The 18783-nt window shown below is 68.3% G+C and carries 16 protein-coding genes and 1 tRNA gene; 7 read left to right on the forward strand and 10 right to left on the reverse strand.

Annotated features, from left to right (window positions below; translation table 11 throughout):
• Positions 1–44: 44 nt before the first annotated feature.
• The 3 genes from secD (at position 45) to DI276_RS44275 (ending at position 3924) form a co-directional block, all read left to right on the forward strand.
• Entirely contained in the window at positions 45–2198 is a 2154-nt protein-coding gene (gene secD / locus DI276_RS44265) for a protein translocase subunit SecD (protein ID WP_112275408.1), read from the forward strand.
• 10 nt (positions 2199–2208) lie between these two features.
• A complete protein-coding gene (locus DI276_RS44270) occupies positions 2209–2580 on the forward strand; it encodes a VOC family protein (protein ID WP_112275410.1) in 372 nt (123 codons plus the stop codon).
• A 177-nt stretch (positions 2581–2757) separates the two neighbouring features.
• Entirely contained in the window at positions 2758–3924 is a 1167-nt protein-coding gene (locus DI276_RS44275; RefSeq protein WP_112275412.1) for a lactate 2-monooxygenase, read from the forward strand.
• On the opposite strand, the gene DI276_RS44280 is transcribed toward DI276_RS44275, so the two are convergent.
• The 4 genes from DI276_RS44280 to DI276_RS44295 are packed head-to-tail and all read right to left on the reverse strand — an operon-like array spanning position 3921 to position 6995.
• On the reverse strand, positions 3921–4700 hold the full coding sequence (locus tag DI276_RS44280) for an ESX secretion-associated protein EspG (protein ID WP_112275423.1): 780 nt from the start codon (positions 4698–4700) through the stop codon (positions 3921–3923). The genes DI276_RS44275 and DI276_RS44280 overlap by 4 nt on opposite strands.
• 9 nt (positions 4701–4709) lie before the next feature.
• Entirely contained in the window at positions 4710–5996 is a 1287-nt protein-coding gene (locus DI276_RS44285) for a PPE domain-containing protein (protein ID WP_112275425.1), read from the reverse strand.
• A gap of 5 nt (positions 5997–6001) precedes the next feature.
• Entirely contained in the window at positions 6002–6574 is a 573-nt protein-coding gene (locus tag DI276_RS44290) for a DUF3558 domain-containing protein (RefSeq protein ID WP_112275427.1), read from the reverse strand.
• 16 nt (positions 6575–6590) lie between these two features.
• Complete coding sequence (locus tag DI276_RS44295) at positions 6591–6995, reverse strand: hypothetical protein (RefSeq protein WP_112275429.1); 405 nt, start codon at positions 6993–6995, stop codon at positions 6591–6593.
• 147 nt (positions 6996–7142) lie between these two features.
• On the opposite strand from DI276_RS44295, the gene DI276_RS44300 reads away from it, so the two are divergent.
• A complete protein-coding gene (locus DI276_RS44300; protein ID WP_112275431.1) occupies positions 7143–7967 on the forward strand; it encodes a hypothetical protein in 825 nt (274 codons plus the stop codon).
• Here DI276_RS44300 and DI276_RS44305 read toward each other — a convergent pair.
• Entirely contained in the window at positions 7949–8590 is a 642-nt protein-coding gene (locus DI276_RS44305; protein ID WP_198681281.1) for a helix-turn-helix domain-containing protein, read from the reverse strand. The two genes, DI276_RS44300 and DI276_RS44305, sit on opposite strands and share 19 nt — an antisense overlap.
• A gap of 65 nt (positions 8591–8655) precedes the next feature.
• On the opposite strand from DI276_RS44305, the gene DI276_RS44310 reads away from it, so the two are divergent.
• Positions 8656–8892: a hypothetical protein gene (locus tag DI276_RS44310; protein ID WP_112275433.1), complete on the forward strand. Its 237-nt coding sequence runs from the start codon at positions 8656–8658 to the stop codon at positions 8890–8892.
• 52 nt (positions 8893–8944) lie between these two features.
• Here the strand turns inward: DI276_RS44310 and DI276_RS44315 are convergent.
• The 3 genes from DI276_RS44315 to DI276_RS44325 form a co-directional block, all read right to left on the reverse strand.
• Positions 8945–9016, reverse strand: a tRNA-Val gene (locus DI276_RS44315).
• Positions 9017–9063: 47 nt separating this feature from the next.
• The gene (locus tag DI276_RS44320; RefSeq protein WP_112275435.1) at positions 9064–10443 is read right to left on the reverse strand and encodes a carbohydrate-binding protein; all 1380 of its coding nucleotides are present in this window, start codon (positions 10441–10443) and stop codon (positions 9064–9066) included.
• Between the two features lie 477 nt (positions 10444–10920).
• Positions 10921–12561, reverse strand: coding sequence for a bifunctional 3'-5' exonuclease/DNA polymerase (locus tag DI276_RS44325; RefSeq protein ID WP_408610638.1), 1641 nt, complete (start codon positions 12559–12561; stop codon positions 10921–10923).
• A 206-nt stretch (positions 12562–12767) separates the two neighbouring features.
• Here DI276_RS44325 and DI276_RS44330 point away from each other — a divergent pair, with 206 nt between their 5' ends.
• Positions 12768–13682: a class I SAM-dependent methyltransferase gene (locus DI276_RS44330; protein WP_112275439.1), complete on the forward strand. Its 915-nt coding sequence runs from the start codon at positions 12768–12770 to the stop codon at positions 13680–13682.
• A 111-nt stretch (positions 13683–13793) separates the two neighbouring features.
• The gene (locus DI276_RS44335) at positions 13794–16220 is read left to right on the forward strand and encodes an ATP-binding protein (RefSeq protein WP_112275441.1); all 2427 of its coding nucleotides are present in this window, start codon (positions 13794–13796) and stop codon (positions 16218–16220) included.
• Here DI276_RS44335 and DI276_RS44340 read toward each other — a convergent pair.
• Together DI276_RS44340 and pruA are read right to left on the reverse strand one after the other, a co-directional pair.
• The gene (locus DI276_RS44340) at positions 16192–17115 is read right to left on the reverse strand and encodes a proline dehydrogenase family protein (protein WP_112275443.1); all 924 of its coding nucleotides are present in this window, start codon (positions 17113–17115) and stop codon (positions 16192–16194) included. The genes DI276_RS44335 and DI276_RS44340 overlap by 29 nt on opposite strands.
• Positions 17115–18743, reverse strand: a complete 1629-nt coding sequence (pruA, locus tag DI276_RS44345; protein WP_112275445.1) for an L-glutamate gamma-semialdehyde dehydrogenase — start codon at positions 18741–18743, stop codon at positions 17115–17117. The genes DI276_RS44340 and pruA overlap by 1 nt, the downstream gene beginning before the upstream one ends.
• Positions 18744–18783: the final 40 nt, after the last annotated feature.

Consider the following 18783-nt stretch of genomic DNA (forward strand, 5'->3'; position numbering starts at 1 on the left):
CCCCGTTTCCAGCAACCACTTTTCCCGGAAGGCTTCTTTCACCCATGTCGCGCGACAACGCGCGGCGGGGTCTCCTCGTGCGCGGTCTGATAGCGCTCGGGGTCCTCGTCGCATCCGCATTTCTGCTGCTCACCAGTGATCCCCGCCTGGGCCTCGACCTCCGGGGAGGAACCCAGATCGTCCTCGAGGCCAAGGGCGACGCCGACGCCGCTGACCGTTCGTTGGAGGTGTTGCGGCGTCGAGTCGATGCTCTCGGCGTCGCCGAACCCGTCATCGCCCGCTCCGGCGAGAACCGCATCGTCGTGGAACTGCCCGGCGTCGAGGACCCGGAAGAGGCGGTGAAGGTCCTCGGCCGCACCGCGCAACTCCTGGTGCAGCGCAACGGCCAGACCGTCATGACCGGCGAAGGCATCTCCGACGCTTCCTCGGTCCGCAACCCGCAAGGCGCGGGCTTCGTGGTCAACATCCAGTTCCAGGGCGACGCGCCTGGGCAGTGGCAGAAGGTCACCGGCGAGGCGGCCTGCGAGGCGTCCGGCGCCCCCGGCCGCCAGATCGCGTTCGTGCTGGACGGCAAGCCGATCTCGTCGCCGGAGGTCAGCCTCGACACGCCGTGCGGCGCCGGTCAGGCAGGCGGCGCCACGACGATCACCGGCCGGTTCGCCCAGGCAGAGGCCAAGGAACTGGCTCTCGTCATCCGCTCCGGCGCGCTGCCCGTGCCGGTCGAGGTGATCGAACAGCGCACCGTCGGCGCCACGCTGGGCGCGGAGGCCATCGAGGCCAGTGCGAAGGCCGCGATCATCGGTATCGCGCTGACCTCGTTGTTCTTGATCTTCGCCTACCGCCTGGCCGGCTTCCTGGCCGTCGTGGCGTTGGCCGGTTACGCGGGCGTCGCCTACGCCGGGCTGCTGGCGGTCGGCGCGACGTTGACGTTGCCCGGTCTGGCCGGCTTCGTGCTGGCGATCGGCATGGCGGTCGACGCGAACGTCCTGATCTTCGAACGGGCGCGCGAGGAGTACGCCCGAAAACCAAACCTGCGCCGTGCAGGGGAGAACGGGTTCCGCGGTGCGTTGAGCGCGATCGCCGACTCGAACGTGACGACGCTGTTGGCTGCGGGCTTGCTGTTCTGGCTGGCCACTGGTCCCGTTCGCGGGTTCGGCGTCACGTTGACCATCGGTGTGCTGGCCTCGATGTTCAGCGCTCTCGTGCTGTCGCGCGTCCTGGTGCTGTGGGTGTTGGGTTTGCGCTTTGTGTCGAAGCGCCCTCGGCTGAGCGGTCTGCACACGCTCGGCTGGGTGCGGCAGCGGTTGTCCGTCGTGCTGTACCGGCGGCCGTCCGCGTGGCTGGTCAGCGCGGGTGTGCTGGTGCTGGTGGCGTTCGCCGGGCTGTTCGTGCGCGGCCTGAACCTGGGGGTCGAGTTCACCGGCGGTCGCATGCTCGACTTCACCGCGGGCGGTCCCTTCGACCCTGGTCGCGTGCGCACCGCCCTGTCCGACGCGGGCTTCGCGGACGTGGTCGTGTCCTCCTCCGGCAACGAGGTCTCGCTGCGCACCGGCCCGATCTCCGACGCGGACTCGTCCCGCCTCGGCTCGGTCGTCTCCGCTGCGGTGGACGGCGGCGCCCGCCAGTCCAGCAACGAGCTGATCGGCCCGTCGCTGTCGTCCGAACTGCGCCGCAACGCCGTGATCGGCCTGGCCATCGCCGTCGCCGCCCAGCTCGGCTACCTCGCCATCCGCTTCGACTGGCGCCTCGGCCTCGCCACGGTCGCCGCGCTGCTCAGCGACGTCCTGGTGCTCGTCGGCGTGTTCGCGTGGCTGGGCAAGACCGCGGACGGCGTGTTCCTCGCGGCCTTGCTGACCGTGATCGGCTACTCGGTCAACGACTCGGTGGTCGTGTTCGACCGCCTGCGTTCGCTGCGCGGCTCCCGGTTCACGGCGTCGTACCCGGACGTGGTGTCGGACGCGGTCGTGCAAACCGTGCCCCGCACCGTGAACACCGGCATCGGCGTGCTCTTCGTGCTGTCGGCTCTGCTGGTCCTGGGCGACGGCTCGCTGGCCAACTTCGCGACGGCGCTGCTGATCGGCCTCGTCGCGGGCACGCTGTCCACAGTGGTCACCGCCGCCCCGGTCGCCATCTGGCTGGAGCAGCGCTGGCCACGTCGAGCAGTTTCGAAGAAGCGTCCGGTGGGGGCGCGCGCCTAGCGTCACTCGCATGATTACTCATGCGCACTCGGTGACCATCAACGTCCGGTCTTTGGACGACGCTCTGGCGTTCTACGTGGACGTGCTGGGCTGGGAGAAGCGACAGGACAGCAACGAGGCGGGCATGCGCTGGCTGACCGTCGCTCCTCCCGGCGCCCAGACGGCGTTCGCGCTGTCTTTGAACGACACGCCCAACGTGTCGTTCTCGATGGGCTGCGGGATCTCGCTGATCACCGACGACATCGACGGTGACGTTGCTGCTTTTGCGGAGAAGGGAGTGCAGGTCAAGGCCGCACCGGAGACCATGCCGTGGGGTGATCGGGCCACCTGGTTCAGCGACCCGTTCGGCAACGAGTTCTTCCTGGTCCAGCCAGCGCCGTGACCACCAACCTTCGCCGTGTCTTCCGGCGCCCAGCAGGCTGCCTCGCGGCACCGGCCCCGCGCCCCCGTACAACCAGTACGAGGGCGGGGGCCGGCACCACGATGCACCCGTCTGAACGTCGAAATACAGGGCGAAGGCTGGTGGTCACGGCGCTTGCCTCGTAGCAAGCTAGGGCGCATGACCTCATTCGCCGCGTACCAGAACGAGATCTACCTGCAAGGGCTCGGCGGCGCGGTGCCGCCGTTCACCACCGATCCGAACGCGCTGGAGCAGTCCGCGCGCGAGCGGCTGGGACCGGGGCCGTTCTGGTACGTGGCGGGAGGCGCGGGGTCGGGCGCCACCGTGCGGGCGAACCGGGACGCGTTCGAGCGGGTGCAGATCGTGCCGCGGATGCTCACCAACGCGACCGAGCGGCATCTCGGGGTCTCGGTTCTGGGCACCGAGCTGCCCGCGCCCGTGATGCTCGCACCTGTTGGCGTGCAGTCGATTCTGCACCCGGACGGCGAGCTGGCGACCGCTCGGGCGGCGGCTGAGCTGGGTGTGCCGATGGTGTTGTCGACGGCGTCCTCGCACACGATCGAGGAGGTCGCTGAGGCGTCCGGAGACGGGCCGCGCTGGTACCAGCTGTACTGGCCGAACGACCCGGACGTGTGCGCTTCGCTGCTGGAGAGGGCTAAGAAAGCCGGGTACACGGCTTTGGTCGTGACGCTCGACACGTGGACGCTGGCGTGGCGGCCGCACGACCTCGACCAGGCGTACCTGCCGTTCCTGCGCGGGGTGGGCACGGCGATCCCGTTCAGCGACCCGGTTTTCCGCGCCGGGCTGCAGAAGTCGCCGGAGGAGGACCTGCCGATGGCGATCCTGCGGTGGGTGCAACTCTTCACGGGCACCGACAAGTCGTGGGAGCAGCTGGCCTTCCTGCGCGAGCACTGGGACGGGCCCATCGTCCTCAAAGGAATCCAGCACCCGGACGACGCGCGCAAGGCCGTGGAGTTCGGAATGGACGGTGTCATCGTCTCGAACCACGGTGGGCGCCAGGTCGACGGCGCGGTCGGGTCTCTGGACGCGCTGCCGTCGATCGTCGAGGCGGTGGGGGAGCAGGTCGACGTGCTCTTCGACTCCGGGATCCGGACCGGCGCGGACATCGTGAAGGCGCTGGCGTTGGGCGCCAAGGCGGTGATGGTCGGACGGCCCTTCGCGTACGGGCTCGCGCACGGCGGGCAGGTCGGGGTGAAGCACGTGTTGCGGAGCCTGCTCGCGGACTTCGACCTGACGCTCGGGCTGTCGGGTCACCGCAGCCCGGCCGAGCTGGGCCCGACCGCGCTGCGGTTCAACAACCCCTAGGGCATCGTCGCCGTCATCTGGGCGAGCGTGCCGAAGTCGGCCGGCTGCACCCGCAGCCAGCCCTGGTCCTTGGCCGCGATGTAGCGCCCGCTCGTCGTGTCGATGAACGTGAGCGGGTTGACGCACCGCTGCTTGCGGCCGAGGTGGTCGCGCTTGGCCGAGTAGACCTGCCCGCCGCCGGTGCGCGGCTGGTTCATGATCTCCTTGAGCTGCGCGACCAGCTGGTCGTTCGGCGTGCTGGTCGGCCGGCTCTGCTGCATGAACGACCCGGTGTCCTCATAGGACTGCCGCGGCTTCTGCTCCAGCGCGTCCTCCGGCAACGTGATCGGGTTGCCCTTGCCGGCCGGCGTGGGCGGCAGCGCGCCGACCAACGCCTGCGGTGCCTCCTCCGGGCGAACCGGTTCCAGCACGAACTGCTGATCCGGCGTCAGCACGATCCGCAGCGCGTCCTGGCCGTTCGACACGACCAGCACGCTCTGCTGCGGGCCGTCCTTCAAGCTGAAGAACGCCCAGTACTCAACGCCGGCCTCCACCACGAGCCGCAGCGCGTTGGCGAGGTCCGGGTGGACCTGGTTGCCGCGCGCCAGCCCGTACTGCTCGAGTTGCGCCCACGCCGTGCGCTGCAACCGTTCGAGCTCGCTCAGATCGCCCGACTCGAGGAGGTCCTCGTCGAAGTCGACCTGGGCGAGCAGCGCACGGTGCAACGACGGCAGGCCCGCCGCCTGCCACGCCTGGTAGAGCGCCGTGACGGGGATGGCGACCCTGCTTCTCAGCACGTTCTCTCCTTAACCGCCGATGACCGGCGGAGCCACCATCGTTCCGTCACCGAAGATGTCCTCGGTCTCCTGCAAGTACGACGCGGACTTGTGTTCCTTGTCCTCGTCACCCTGTCCCTTACCGCCGGCGCCACCCATACCACCGGCACCCATGCCGGCCGCGCCGGCACGCCCAGCCGCACCAGCACCAGCCGGCCCGAAGCCACCAGCGCCACCGCGCCCCTGTTCACCGACACCGGCAGCGCCGCCAAAGCCGCTGCCCATGCCGCCAGGACCACCCATGCCCCGAGCCGCCGCGGCACCACCAAGGCCACCGCCGCCCCCGCCACGACCACCGCCGCCACCACCGGGCCCACCAGGCCCACCGGCCCGGTTGCGCGGATCGTTCGGCCCACCAGGCCGGTTGCGCGGGTCGTTGGGGTCGAACCGCCCGCGGTTGCGCGGGTCGTTCGGGTTGTTCGGATCCCACCGGCCACCGGGCGGGATGTTGGGGTCGCCACCAGGCCGGTTGCGCGGGTCGTTCGGGTCGCCGATACCGGGCGGCCGGTTGCGCGGGTCGTTGGGATCAAGCCGCGACGGGTTCGTGGTGTCGTCGCCACTGCCGGGCGGCTTCCACTGCGACAGGTTGGTGTCGTCGCCGCTGCCGGGAGGACGTCCGGTGCCCGGAGGTGTTCCGGTGCCGGGCGGCGTGTACGGGTCGCCGGTGCCGGGCGGGTCAACCTTCTTGATCTTGCCGCCGCCCTCTTCCACCATGCCCGCGTCGTTGGGGTTGGGGGAGATGAAGGTCGGCATGTTGTTGGTGCTGGCGGAGACGGTCTCCCCGTACTGGGAGTACGCCTCCATGTTCTGCTCGTTGACCTTCTGGTTCTGTTCGACGGTTCTGTCGTAGTCCGTCGTCCAGGGCTTCAAGTCGTTGAGGAACGGCTTGTCGGGGACCTCGGGCGGCTTCGACATCTTGTACTTGGCGTCGACGTACGCCTGACCGACAGTGTCCGACGTCGTAGCAACGGAAGTGGCGGACTCTCCCGTCATTTCCGCCCAGGTGGCAAGCGGCGAGGTCGCACCGCGCGCTGCGTCACCGGCCGCACCCTCCCAGGAGGCACCCGAGTCCTTGACCGCCTGTTCGATCAGCCTCGAGACGTCAGAGTGACCGGCGGACAACGCGCGCCAGTCCTGAGCGCTCGGTGCTGTGCTCTGGCTCGGCCCTTTGCCCTTCTCGAACCAGTTGTAAACAGTGTTGCCGCCCGCAAAGGGCAGCATCAGGAAGCCTCCGATGTTCGGCTCGTCCCCAGCCATAACTGCTACCCCCTCAGGTTTTCGATGATCATCTTTGCAACTGTCTCGGACTCAGTGCAGGGCTTCTTCGTCGCCCGCTCGTCCTTCGCGACGCTGACCTGCAGCGTGACCGAGTCAGTCTTGGACGCCTGGATGATCGTTGCGCAGCTCATCTCACCGTTCGTCTCGTCGCTGGTGATGAGGCGCACCCCGTCGACCTTGTGATCGGTGAACACCGGGTCGCTCTTGACGTTGGCGACCATCTCGTCAACGTCCTTGTCCTTGGTCACGGAGATCGTGTAGGTGGAGTTCTTGATGACGTCCTGGCCCTTCCAAGTGCACAGCGGGCCGAGCACGTCGCTGCCGGCCTGAGGTGCGCGGACGGAACCGAGTTTTGCGACCTGGGCAGCCGTCAGAATCTCGCACGGCTTGCTGACGAACTTGTCGATGCTGAGTCCCGACGGGGAATCGGTGCTCGTAGGCGAACTGCCCGTCTGGTCGCTGGCGGTTGGCGTCGTCGTGCCAGCGTTACCAGGGGTCTTCTCCGAGCACCCGGCGAGGACGCCGGTGACGAGGACGGCGGTCAACAAGGCGGTCATGCGCTTCAAGATCGTGTCAGCCCTTCACAGCGTTCTTCGCCGCTTCGTCCGTGCCCCGGTACTTGGCCAGAGCCTTCTCGATGTTCTCGATCGTCTTTTCGAGCGCTTTCTGCGCAGCTTCATTGGCCCAGGCATAACCGCCAGGGTCCTTGCCTGCTGCTTGGCGCATCGCGAGGGTTGCCCACCCGCTGTAGGGGTCAGGACCGGGAGCTCCTGACCTTTGCAGACGGCCGGCTTGCTGCTCGAGCTCGACCAGTCGTTCGATCGCCTGCTTCAGGCCGTCGATCATCTTCTGCGCCTGATCTGGATCAACGCTGAACTTGGCAGTACCCGCGCCACCAGCGCCGGAGGCGACATTGCCCGCCGCGGCACCGGCTGCTGCGCCTGCCCTCACCGGCACCACTGCGTCGAACATCAGCATCTCGGCCAGCTCCCCTCAGAACTCCACACCCCTGTTAGAGGATTTTCGCACAGGGCCGGTTCCCCATGGAGCCGATCGAATCAGCTGATCAGGTCACATGGCCGATTCGTTCAAGACCCAGCGTGACGACCGGCCTAGGTTCGAGACATGATCGAACGAGCGCGGAACTTCATCTGGCACAACGCCCGCACGCTGGAACAACGCTGGTTCGAGCACGCTTTCGACGGCGGCTCGGCCAACGGGGTGGTCCAGGCCGTGCTGGCTCATCGCAACGACGACGGTGGCTATGGCCACGCCCTCGAACCCGACCACCGCGGCCCCACCAGCCAGCCGCTGCACGCCCTGCGCGCGCTGCAGATGTTCGGCGCGGTCAACGCCCCTGAGCACGCGGAATCGGTCCTTACCTGGCTCGAAGCCACCTGTCCCGACGGGAGTGTCCCGTTCGGCATGTCCACCTCGAAGGACCACCCCAAGGCGCCCTGGGTGGCGGCCGACGACCAGGGCGGACTGCTCCTCACCTCGCAGATCGCGGCTGCGCTGCTCGCCCTGAAGATCACCCATCCGTGGCTCGACCGGGCCAGCGACTACTGCTGGCAGGAGATCGACAAGCTCGAGAAGACCCACCCGTACGAGCTCCGCGGGGCCGTGATGTTCCTGGACGAGACCAAGGACCGGCAGCGAGCGGAACTCGCGGCCGAGAAGCTGAAGCACCTGAACGCCGAGGGCTACGAAGACGACGACGAAGGCATGGCCCCGCATCACTACGCGGAAAAGCCCACCAGCCTCGCCCGCCGGTGGTTCACCGACGAAGAATTCGGCAAAGACCTTGACGAACTTGAGCGCGGACAACAGGAAGACGGCGGCTGGAACTTCGGCTTCCCGGCGTTCACCCCGGTGGTCAACTTCGAATGGCGTTCCATCGCCACCGTCGAGGCGTTGCTGACCCTGCGGCGTTACGGCCGGATCAGCTGACCCAGCGGCACCCCGCCCAACGACCGCACTTCGCGAGCCAGATGCGCCTGGTCTGCGTAACCGGCCTCATGCGCCACCGAGGCGAACGGCAGGCCGCGCCAGGCCAGGCGCATCGCGAAGTCGAACCGCAGCACCCGTTGCAGCACCTTGGGCGGATACCCGAACGCGTCCAGGGACCGGCGTCGCAGCTGACGTGAGCTCAACCCGATCTCCCAGGCAGCGGTGGCCACATCCGCAGACCGCAGCAACGAAGCCGTCGCCGCCAGGGCCGGATCCACCACCACCCGCGAAGCGCAGAACGACACCATGTCCGAGAATGACGAAAGCCGAACGTCAGGAACCAACTCCGCCAACGGGACCCGCTGATCCCTGACGGCATGCGCGGGCACCCCGAACACGGACGGAAACGCCCCAGGCGGCAACCGCACCCCGTACAACGTGCCCGGAGCCACCACGGCGAGCTGCGCGGCCGTGTCCGGACCGGCGACGAACAGCGCACCCGTGGCCGGTGTCCACATCAGATCCGTGCACCCGTCCGGCACCACCCGCTGCACGATCTCCGCGGAAACCGTGCGCGTCCAGAGGCAGGCCAGGCCCGCCGGCGCGGGACGTTCGGCGTACACGCGGCCATTCTCCCATGACCCCGTCGTGGCAGGATGATCAACGACATCGACTGGGAGGAATGTCAATGAAGCGAATCCTGAGCACGGCCGCGGCTGTTTCGGTGGCGTTGGGCGTGATCCTCGCCGGTGCGGGCACGGCGTCCGCGCAGGAGCCGTACAAGAAGTACCCGACGAAGTCCGCCTGTGAGACGGCGGGCTTCCAGTACTACGCGTCCGGCAAGACGGTCCGCTGGGACTGCACCGGGCCGCACTCGTCCAGCCCGGCGAGCCAGAAGTACTGGCTCTACCTGCTCCCCAGGTGAAACGACGGAAGCCCTGCTCCTCACCATGAGGAGCAGGGCTTCCGAGTTCAGATGGACGATACTGGGATTGAACCAGTGACCCCTACCGTGTCAAGGTAGTGCTCTCCCGCTGAGCTAATCGTCCGTGCAGGACGAGATTCTAGCCCAGCCACCGGAGAGGCCGCGCAGGGGTCAGGTTCCGAACTTCACCCAGTTCACGCTCACGTACGGCGCGGGCTGCCCGGACGTGAACGTCACGTACACGTCGTGCGTCCCGCTGATGTTGGAGATGTTCGCGGGAATGGTTCTCCACGCGTCCCAGCCACCGGTGTTGCCGACCGCGAACGACCCGACCGGAGCCGCCGTCCGCGACCCGAGCCGCACCTCGACCAGACCGCTCACCCCGCCGCCGGCACCCGACGCCACGCGGGCGTAGAACTGCCGCGCCGGACCGGTGCCGAAGTTGACGCCGGAGAACTTCAGGTAGCCGCCGTTCGCGATCTGGTGCACGCCGGAACCACCATCCCCCGGCGCCACCGAACCGCCGGAGCGCTCGGACGCGCTCTCCGCCTGCAGCTCGCTGTACGCCGAACCTCCACCGCCGGGGTTCGACGTCGTCGTGGTCGTCGGGGGAGTGGTGGGTCCGCCGCCAGCCGTGTAGACGGCCACGTAGTCCACGACCATCGAGTGGCCGGACTGAGTGGCCGCGACAGGGGTCGGCTGGCCGTTGTTCAGCGCGTTCGGGAACGCGCCGCCCATCGCCAGGTTCAGCAGGATGAAGTACCCGGCGTGCGAGGTCATCCGGTCCCACACGCCCGCGCCGAGCTGTGCTTGCGTGACGGTGTGGAAGTGCTGGCCGTCGACGAACCATTTGAAGCTCTTCTCGGCGTCGTCCCACTCGAAGCGGTAGGTGTGGAACGCCGACTGGCAGGAGGCGCCGGGGCACACCCGCGAGTTGCCGATGCCGGTGAACTCGTTGCAGGCACCGCCGGGAGCGACGTCGCAGTGCAGCACGCCCCAGACCGAGTTGATGCCGTTGACGTTCTCCATGACGTCGAACTCGCCGATGCCCGGCCAGTTCCAGTAGTTGCCGCGGAATGGCGAACCGAGCGCCCAGAACGCCGGCCAGTAGCCCAGCGCGGCCTGGCCGGTGACGTTCGGCATCTGGATGCGGCCCTCGATGGCGAGCTTGCCACCCGGCGCCGGCTTGAAGTTCGCGCGCTGGGTCTCGATGCGCGACGACGTCCAGTTGCCCGCGCCGTCCTTCAGCGCGGTGATGCGCAGGTTGCCGGAGCCGTCGAGTTTGATGTTCTGCGTGCTGTTCGTGTAGTTCTGGATCTCGCCGGTGCCCCAGTTCGCGGGGCCTCCCGGGTAGCTGTGACCGAGTTCGAAGATCCAGTTGGAGCTCGACGGCAGCGACCCGTTGGGACCGTTGAAGTCGTCACCCCACACCTGCGTCCATCCCGCTGCAGGGGGTGGGATCGAAGCGTTGGCGGACATGGCGGCGATCGCCAGGGGTACCGCGGCAATAAGCGCTGTCGTGGCCGCGAGGATGCGGCGGCGTTGCCTCATGCGCGAGTGACCTCCTTGTCACGGGTGCAGTCCATTTATGAGAGCGCTCTCACGGCGCGTGAACAAGCGGCCATCCGGAGTAACGGCCGGAGAAGTGGCCGGTCACGCTGCGTCTCGTTTGGACTATTTCGCGTCGGCGTAGCACTGCACCGGTACGGCGTTCATGGGGACCGCACCGATGTTTTCGCCGAGCAGCTACTGGGTCGCCGCGCGGTCGGCGCCGATCGCCTCGGTAACGGTGCCCAGGCCAGCATGGGTTGTGCGCGATCGCCTGGTTGTGTGGATGGTGTGGGCGATCGGGCTGCTTGCGTCGGCGTTGTACAGCGCTTGTGTGGCGTTCATGGGGAACCGCACCGATGTTCACCGAGCAGGTACCGGGTCGCCTCGCGCCCGGCGCTGATCGCCTCGGTAGCGGTGTCCACGCCGGCGAGTGGGTTGTGTGATCGCCTTGTTGCGCGGACGGTGTGGGCGATCGGGCTACTTTGCGTCGGCGTAGCACTGCACCGGTACGGCGTTCATGGGGAACCGCACCGATGTTTCGCCGAACAGCAACCGAGTCGCCTCACGTCCAGCGTCCGCGATCGCCTCGATCGCGGCGTTCACGTCCGCGCGCGGGCAGTGCACGAGCACCTCGTCGTGCTGGAAGAACACCAGGTGGGCGTCGGCGGGCAAACGGTTGCGCAGCACGCCGAGCAGCGCCGCCGTCCAGTCCGCCGCGCTGCCCTGCACGACGAAGTTGCGGGTGAAGCGGCCCCAGTTTCGCGCCGCCTGCCGTGAGGAACTCGACACCTCGCCGGCTTCGTCGGCGCCGCCAGTCAGCTCCTGCCACGCCGCGGACGGTGTGGGCGAGGTGCGGCCCAGCCGAGTGCGCACCATCCGGCCCTGCTCGCCGGCCAGAGCCGCTGCCTCAACGTAGCCCACGGCAACGGGAAACCTCTTGCGCAGCACGGCCAGCAGCGGGCCGGCCTCACCGGACGTGCCGCCGTACATCGCGGACAGCATCGCGATCTTCGCGCGCGGGCGCTCGCCGGCGAACGAGTCTTCCGCGAGCGCCGCGTACAGGTCGTCGTCGCCGCAGACTTCCATCAGCCGCGCATCCCCGGACAGGGCGGCGAGAATTCGCGGTTCGAGCTGCGAGGCGTCGGCTGCCACGAGGCACCAGCCGTCGTCGGCGATCACGGCCTGCCGCATCAGCTTCGGGATCTGCAACGCCGCACCGCCGCGCGACGCCCAGCGGCCTGACACCACGCCACCTACGACGTAGTCCGGGCGGAAGCGGCCGTCCTGCACCCACGCGTCGAGCCACGTCCAGCCATGTGCCACCCACAGCCGTGCGCGCTCTTTGTAGTCCAGCAACGGTTCCACTGCGGGGTGGTCGATCTTCTTCAGCACCCAGCGGCGCGCGGACGGGACTTCGATGCCGGCACGTGAGAACGCACGGACGATGCTCGCCGGCGCATCCGGGTTGATCTCGCGGCCGTCGAACGCCTCCTGGATCTGGTCGACCAGGTCCTGCAACAACTTCGGTCGCGTGCCAGGGATCGGGCGCGGGCCGAGGACCTCCTCGAGGATCCGGTTGTGCACGTCCTCCCGCCACGGCAACCCGTGGTGCGTCATCTCGGCGGCCACCAACGCGGACGCCGACTCCGCCGCGATCAGCAGTCCCAAACCAGGATTCCGTTGCTGCGAACGGTAAACCAGCGACAACGCCGCCAGCTCGTCGGTGCCGCCCGGCAACTGCACCGGCTCCGGCGCGAACAACGTCAGCTCCACGTCCTTCTTGCGCGGCCCCAGATCGGCCGGCGCCGGCAGCCCGAGGACGCGCGCCAGCGCCGCGGGCAACTCGCGCGGCTCCCGGTGCCTGCCTTCGGAACCGAGCAGCAACGCCTCGGTCAGGTGCAGGTCCCAGCACCGGTCGACGCGCACGCCCGCGGTGAGCAGGTCCGGGTAGACCTCGGAGGTGTCGGCCCACACCCAGCGCGGTTTGTGGGCACGCTCCAGCGACGCGACGGCGGAGGCCAGGGACGGAGCTGACATCGCGGGACCGGCGGGTGTCCCGTCGTCGTGCAGCTTCTGCCACCGGCCCGCACCGTCCGCTTCCGGGACGAGGGCTACCAGCACCCCCTGATTGTGCAGCGGAGGTCTGACAGTTTCAGTCCACGCTGAAGCCGAGAAACCGGGAAATGTACCGGGAAGAATTGGAAGCCAAAGCAACAAACGCAGACTCTATGAATTCCCCCGAAATGCGCACACAAAAGGACATCTCCTAGTGGGAGCGCTGCCACAGTGCGAACCAAAGGAACGCTCACCTTGGGAGAGCTCTCATGACCAACGGCAACGCGGCCACCGGGCTGCGCGACCTCAACACCGGCATCCCCGACGCTGACCAGCTCAAAGGTGCCGTCTCGGCGGTCTACGACGACGTGGCCTCGTGGTCGCGGACCGGCGACTTCTGGAACTGGGGCATGCATTGCCCGGATCTGCTGAAAGAACTGACCGATATTTGCCCGAACTTCAACGCGGGCGTCAGCGACACGTTCTCCGAGCAGCTCTACTATCAAACCCTCCAGGGTCTGCCATTCAGCAAAAACGACTTCAGGACCCTCAACGTGCTCGAGGTCGGCTGCGGCATGGGCGAGGGCCTGAACTTCCTCGCCCGGCTCGTCGACCCTGCCCGAGCGGTCGGCCTCGACCTCTCCGCGGCCGCCATCCGCAGGGCCAACGCCCTGCTCGCCCGCGGCGACCGGCTCGGCTACGTCGAGGGCGACGCCGAGCAACTGCCCTTCCAGGACGGCGAGTTCGACCTCGTCATCAACGTCGAGAGCTCGCACAACTACCCGGACGTCGAGCGGTTCTTCCGCGAGGTCGCCCGCGTGCTCAGGCCCGGCGGGCACTTCTCGATCATCGACGTGTTCGACGCCCGCTCAACCAAACGGTTCGGCGAACTGCAGGAGATCCAAGACTTCGCGTGGATCTACGAGCGCGACGTCACGGAGAACGTGAAGAGCTCGATCCGCCGACGCATGGCACCAGGCAGCTTCTTCCGCAAGGAGTACGCCCGCAAGCAGATGCCCATGAGGGCACGGATCATCGGCGGCCTCGGCGGCGCGCACTACGCGGGCGCGGACTTCATCGGCCATCGCGACGCCCTCTCCAAGGTCCTGGAGCTGACCCGCATCCGCCCGAAGTTCGTCGCCGAGTACGAGAGCTACCGGCATCACCTCGCCCGACGCACCTGACCGTTGGAGGATCTCCAAGCCAGTCAGCAAAGGAGTGAAGGAGAAACGGGAAGACTCCACGATGGTGTGGTCTTCCTACCCCTGGCCTGACCGCAAGCCGACTATGAGGCTGTGGACCGAGCACTCAGCGTCGCCGCACTGCTGGACCCCACCCAACAGGTGGTCCCCTTTCACGGCAGAGAATCCGAGCTGGAAGCACTCACGCTCTGGCGCGACAGCCCCGCGCCACAAGCGTCTCTGCTGCTGCACGCACCGGCAGGCGCGGGCAAGACGAGGCTCCTCCAGCGCTTCCAGGAGGAGCGCCACGAGGGCCGCCTGCTGGTGATCGACGACGCCGACCGCCTCACCTGGAACGACATCTTCGAAAGGCTGCAGGACACGCTCCGGCACGGACCGGCGCGCACGCGGGTGCTGCTGGCGGCGAGGACCACGGGCTGGTGGTGGTCCTCCACCCGCCAGCGCATCGCGGACTTCGACCACGAGGTCACCGATCTCGCGCTCGAACCGACCATGGAAGACCGCGCCGAGTCGTTCAGCCTCGCCTGCCGGCACTTCGCCAAGCAGCTCAACGTGACCGCGCCGGACGAGCCGCCGCCCAACATCGCCGGCGAGACCGTCCTCGACCTGCACCTGGCCGCGCTGACCGCGGTCCACGGCGACCCCTGCGACGTCAACCGCACCCAGCTCATCCGCCAGCTCCTGAAACGCGACGACGGTCCCAAAAAAGGTCGCATCGCCGAGGACTGCCTCGCCGTCGCCACCCCGGACACCCCCGACCCGGACCTGCTCGCCCGCGCGGCGCAGCGCCACCCACACCTGATGCCCAAGCTCGACGAGGTCATCGCAAGGGACCCGAAGATCGTGCTGGACCTGCAGCGCGACAGCCTCCGCAGCGCCGCCGAGATCGGCTCGTTCGCCACGCTCGAGCACATCGCCCGCCAGGTCTTCCGCGACGAGCGGTTCGCCGCCGACGCCATCCCCGCCATGCTCACGAGACGCCTCATCGAGCGCGCCCAGGACACCCTCGAACGCGCCGAGATGTACGGGATGCTCAGCGCCCGCACCGCACTCTGCGGTCTGCGCGAGGAAGCCGTCGAAGCGTCGAAGAACGAGGTCGAGTGCTACCGCGAGCTCGTCGAGCAGGACCGCGAGAACCGCCCGCTGCTCGCGGACTCGTTGGGAGACCTCGGCCTCAGGCTCATCGCCGTCCACCGCGCCGAGGAGGTCCTCCAGGTCTCGGAGGAGGCGATCCGGCTCTGGCACGAGATCGCGATCGACGACCCGGAGACGATCCCGCAGCTCGCCTCGGCGTTGGAGCAGATCAGCTACCGCTACCAGGCGCTCGGCCTGCCGGAACAGTCGATGGACGCCATCAGCCGCGCCACGCTGATGTACCAGGAGCTCGCGAAGACGCACCCCGCGCTGTTCCGCGTCGACTTCGCCAGGGTCGCGGCCACGGTGGCCCGCCGCTACCACGAGGAAGGCGAGCACACCTACGCCGCCGACTCCATGCAGCTCTCGATCGCGAACTGGCGCATCCTGGCTCAGGAAGACCCGCGCTACGAACCGGAACTGGCCCGCAACCTCGCCGCGGCCGGCAGCATGCTGGTCGAGCTGCGCCGGGCAGAGGCGGCGAGCGAGACGCTCAAGGAGGCCGTCGAGGTCTTCCGCCGGCTCGCCGTGGTGAACCCGCAGACGTTCCGGCCGGAGCTCGCGGACGCGTTGATGCGGCACAGTCAGGCGTTGCGCGACCTGTGCCAGGACCCGGACGCCAAGCTCACCGCGCAGGAAGCCGTGATGCTGTGGCGGGAGACCGGCGACCAGAAAGGCCTCGGCGCCGCACTGCTCAACGTCGTCAAGGTCGCCTTCGACTTCGACGCGGAACTGCTCGCGGCGCAGGAAGCCGTTGCGGTGTACCGGGAACTGGCGGCCGAGAACACCGTCTGGCACCAGGTCGACGTCGCCATCGCCCTGGCCGCGCTCACCGAACAGCAGCTCATCCACGACGAGATCGACCACGCGCTCACCAGCACCAAGGAACTGTTCGACATCGTGCGGCGGCTGCCGTCGCAGCTCATCGACTTCTTCGGGATCAAGCTCGCGCTCGCCATGCAGCCCATGACGGCCACACTGTCCGAAATGGAGTATCACGCGCACGCGCTGGAGTCGTCCGAGCTGATGCTGGACATCTGGCGGGCGCACAAGGACAAGTCGCCCGGCGCCTACATCGGGGCACTGCAGCAGCACGCGTGCAAGCTCCGCGCCGCGGGACGACGGGTGGAAGCCAGGAACACGGCGCACACGGCCGTGGTGCTGTGGCACCTGACGGGCAAGGACCTGGACCAGGAACCCGGTTACGCCGACACGCTCACGATCTACGCCCGACTGTGCGCGGAGACGAAGTACCAGCTGCAGAAAGCACTCCGGCTCACCCACCGCGCGGTGGAGATCATGCGCGCGGTGGGCGAGCCGGTGAAGCTGGAGTTCGCTCTGGAAACGGCCGAGGCGCTCAGCTCTTCGTCAGCAGCGACCGCATGAAGAACGCCACGTTGGCCGGACGCTCCGCCAGCCGCCGCATGAAGTAGCCGTACCACTCGTCGCCGTACGGGACGTACACGCGCATCCGGTTGCCTTCACCAGCGATCCGGCGCTGCTCCTCCGGCCGGATGCCGTACAGCATCTGGAACTCGTAGGAGTCCTTCGACCGCGACGAAGCCAGGTCGGCGGCGATCGCGATCAGGCGCGGGTCGTGCGAGGCCACCATCGGGTAGCCCTGTCCCTCCATCAGCACCTTGAGGCACCGCACGTACGACAGGTCGACGTCGTGCTTGTCCTGGCACGCAACGGAAGCAGGCTCCTGGTAGGCGCCCTTGCACAGCCGCACGCGCGAACCGGCGTAGGCCAGGTCGCGGCAGTCCTGCTCGGTGCGCCGCAAGTACGCCTGCAGCACCGCACCCACCCACGGGAAGTCCACCCGCAGCTCACGCAGGATGCCCAGCGTGGAGTCCGTGGTGGTGTGGTCCTCCATGTCCAGCGTCACGGTCGTGCCGACGACAGCGGCGGCCGAGCAGATCCGCCGGGCGTTCTCCAGCGCGATCTTCTCGCCGTCGATCGCCAGCGACTGGCCGACCGCGGACAGCTTGACCGACACCTCGGCGCCGTCAGTGAGCCCGTGCGACTCCAACCGCGCGAGCAACGTCAGGTACGCCTCGACGGTGTCGTTGGCCTGAGACTCCTCGACGGTGTCCTCACCGAGGTGGTCGAGCGTGACCAACCGGCCGTCGGCGAGCACCTCGGCGGTCGCGCGGATCGCCGCATCCACGTCGTCACCCGCTACGAACCGCTCGACGACCGGCCGGGTCAGCGGCGTCGACTCGACGAGCTTTCGTGTTCCCCTGGAACGAGAAGCGAGAAGAAGGCTGTTGCGCAGCATCACGCCCCCTGGTGCGGGTGCAGGTGGTTGGTGGGCGCCGCGAAGGTCTCCTTGATGGAGCGCGGGCTGACCCAGCGGAGCAGGTTGTGGACCGACCCCGCCTTGTCGTTCGTGCCGGACGCACGGCCGCCGCCGAACGGCTGCTGACCCACGACGGCACCGGTCGGCTTGTCGTTGACGTAGAAGTTGCCGGCGGCGAACCGCAGCTCCTCCTGCGCGTGCGCCACGGCAGCGCGGTCGCGGGCGATGATCGAGCCGGTCAGACCGTACGGCGCCGCGCTCTCCATCTGCTTGAGCACGGTCAGGTAGTCGGCGTCCTCGAAGACGTGCACCGCGAGCACCGGACCGAAGAACTCGGTGGTGAACACGGAGTTCGCCGGGGCGGAGCCGAGCAGCACGGTCGGGCGGACGAAGAAGCCGTCCGAGTCGTCCGCGGTGCCACCGGCGGCGATCTCCAGCGAGGAGTCCGCACGGGCGGCCTGCAGCACGCCTGACAGCTTGTCGAACGAACGGCGGTCGATCACCGCGCCACCGAAGTTCGAGAAGTCGGTGACGTCGCCGTAGGTCAGCGCCTCGACCTCCGCCAGGAACTGGTCCTTGATCTTGTTCCACACCGAGCGCGGCACGTAGGCGCGCGACGCGGCGGAGCACTTCTGGCCCTGGTACTCGAACGCACCGCGGATCATGGCGACGCGCAGCACGTCCGGGTCGGCCGACGGGTGCGCCAGGATGAAGTCCTTGCCACCGGTCTCGCCGACGATCCGCGGGTACGAGCGGTAGTTGGCGATGTTCGCGCCGACCTGCGCCCACAGCTTCTGGAACGTCGCGGTGGAGCCGGTGAAGTGGATGCCAGCGAGGTCGGGGGAGTTCAGCGCCACCTCGGACACGGCCAGGCCGTCACCGGGCAGCAGGTTGATCACGCCGGGCGGCATGCCCGCCTCTTCCAGCAGCCGCATGGTGAGGTGCGCGGCGAACGACTGGGTCGGCGACGGCTTCCACAGCACCACGTTGCCCATCAGCGCGGGCGCGGTCGGCAGGTTGCCGGCGATGGCGGTGAAGTTGAACGGCGTGATCGCGTAGACGAAGCCCTCAAGCGGACGGTGGTCCGTGCGGTTCCACACGCCGGGGGAGGAGATCGGCTGCTCGCTCAGCAGGTTGCGGGCGAACTGCACGTTGAAGCGCCAGAAGTCGATCAGCTCGCACGCGGAGTCGATCTCGGCCTGGATGGCGGTCTTCGACTGGCCGAGCATCGTCGCGGCGTTGAGCGTCTGCCGCCACGGACCGGCGAGCAGGTCGGCGGCGCGCAGCAGGATGGCCGCGCGGTCGTCGAACGACATCGCGCGCCACGCCGGGGCAGCCTCGCGGGCCGCGCGCACGGCGTCCTGGGTGTCCTGCTGGGTCGCGCCGGCCAGGGTGCCGAGGACCGAGCGGTGGTTGTGCGGCTGGACGACGTCGAAACGCTGTCCGCCACCCATGCGCTGCTCGCCACCGATGGTCAAGGTCAGCTCGAGCGGCTCCTTCTGCAGCTCGGCCAGCTTGGCCTGCAGTTCCGCGCGCTCCGGGGTACCGGGGGCGTACTGCAGCACCGGCTCGTTGACCGGGGCGGGAACCTGGGTGACAGCGTCCACTCGGCAACTCCTCTTTGAGATGGGGTGCCCAAACCGTAAG

Origin of the sequence: Lentzea terrae, assembly GCF_003265345.1 — a bacterium.
Taxonomy (GTDB): Bacteria; Actinomycetota; Actinomycetes; order Mycobacteriales; family Pseudonocardiaceae; genus Lentzea; species Lentzea terrae.

Bases quoted from the DNA above. Each gene is read 5' to 3' on its own strand.
- secD (WP_112275408.1), top strand. From the start codon at position 45: ATGTCGCGCGACAACGCGCGGCGGGGTCTCCTCGTGCGCGGTCTGATA.
- DI276_RS44270 (WP_112275410.1), top strand. From the start codon at position 2,209: ATGATTACTCATGCGCACTCGGTGACCATCAACGTCCGGTCTTTGGAC.
- DI276_RS44275 (WP_112275412.1), top strand. From the start codon at position 2,758: ATGACCTCATTCGCCGCGTACCAGAACGAGATCTACCTGCAAGGGCTC.
- DI276_RS44285 (WP_112275425.1), bottom strand. From the start codon at position 5,996: ATGGCTGGGGACGAGCCGAACATCGGAGGCTTCCTGATGCTGCCCTTT.
- DI276_RS44290 (WP_112275427.1), bottom strand. From the start codon at position 6,574: ATGACCGCCTTGTTGACCGCCGTCCTCGTCACCGGCGTCCTCGCCGGG.
- DI276_RS44295 (WP_112275429.1), bottom strand. From the start codon at position 6,995: ATGCTGATGTTCGACGCAGTGGTGCCGGTGAGGGCAGGCGCAGCAGCC.
- DI276_RS44300 (WP_112275431.1), top strand. From the start codon at position 7,143: ATGATCGAACGAGCGCGGAACTTCATCTGGCACAACGCCCGCACGCTG.
- DI276_RS44310 (WP_112275433.1), top strand. From the start codon at position 8,656: ATGAAGCGAATCCTGAGCACGGCCGCGGCTGTTTCGGTGGCGTTGGGC.
- DI276_RS44320 (WP_112275435.1), bottom strand. From the start codon at position 10,443: ATGAGGCAACGCCGCCGCATCCTCGCGGCCACGACAGCGCTTATTGCC.
- DI276_RS44330 (WP_112275439.1), top strand. From the start codon at position 12,768: ATGACCAACGGCAACGCGGCCACCGGGCTGCGCGACCTCAACACCGGC.
- DI276_RS44340 (WP_112275443.1), bottom strand. From the start codon at position 17,115: ATGCTGCGCAACAGCCTTCTTCTCGCTTCTCGTTCCAGGGGAACACGA.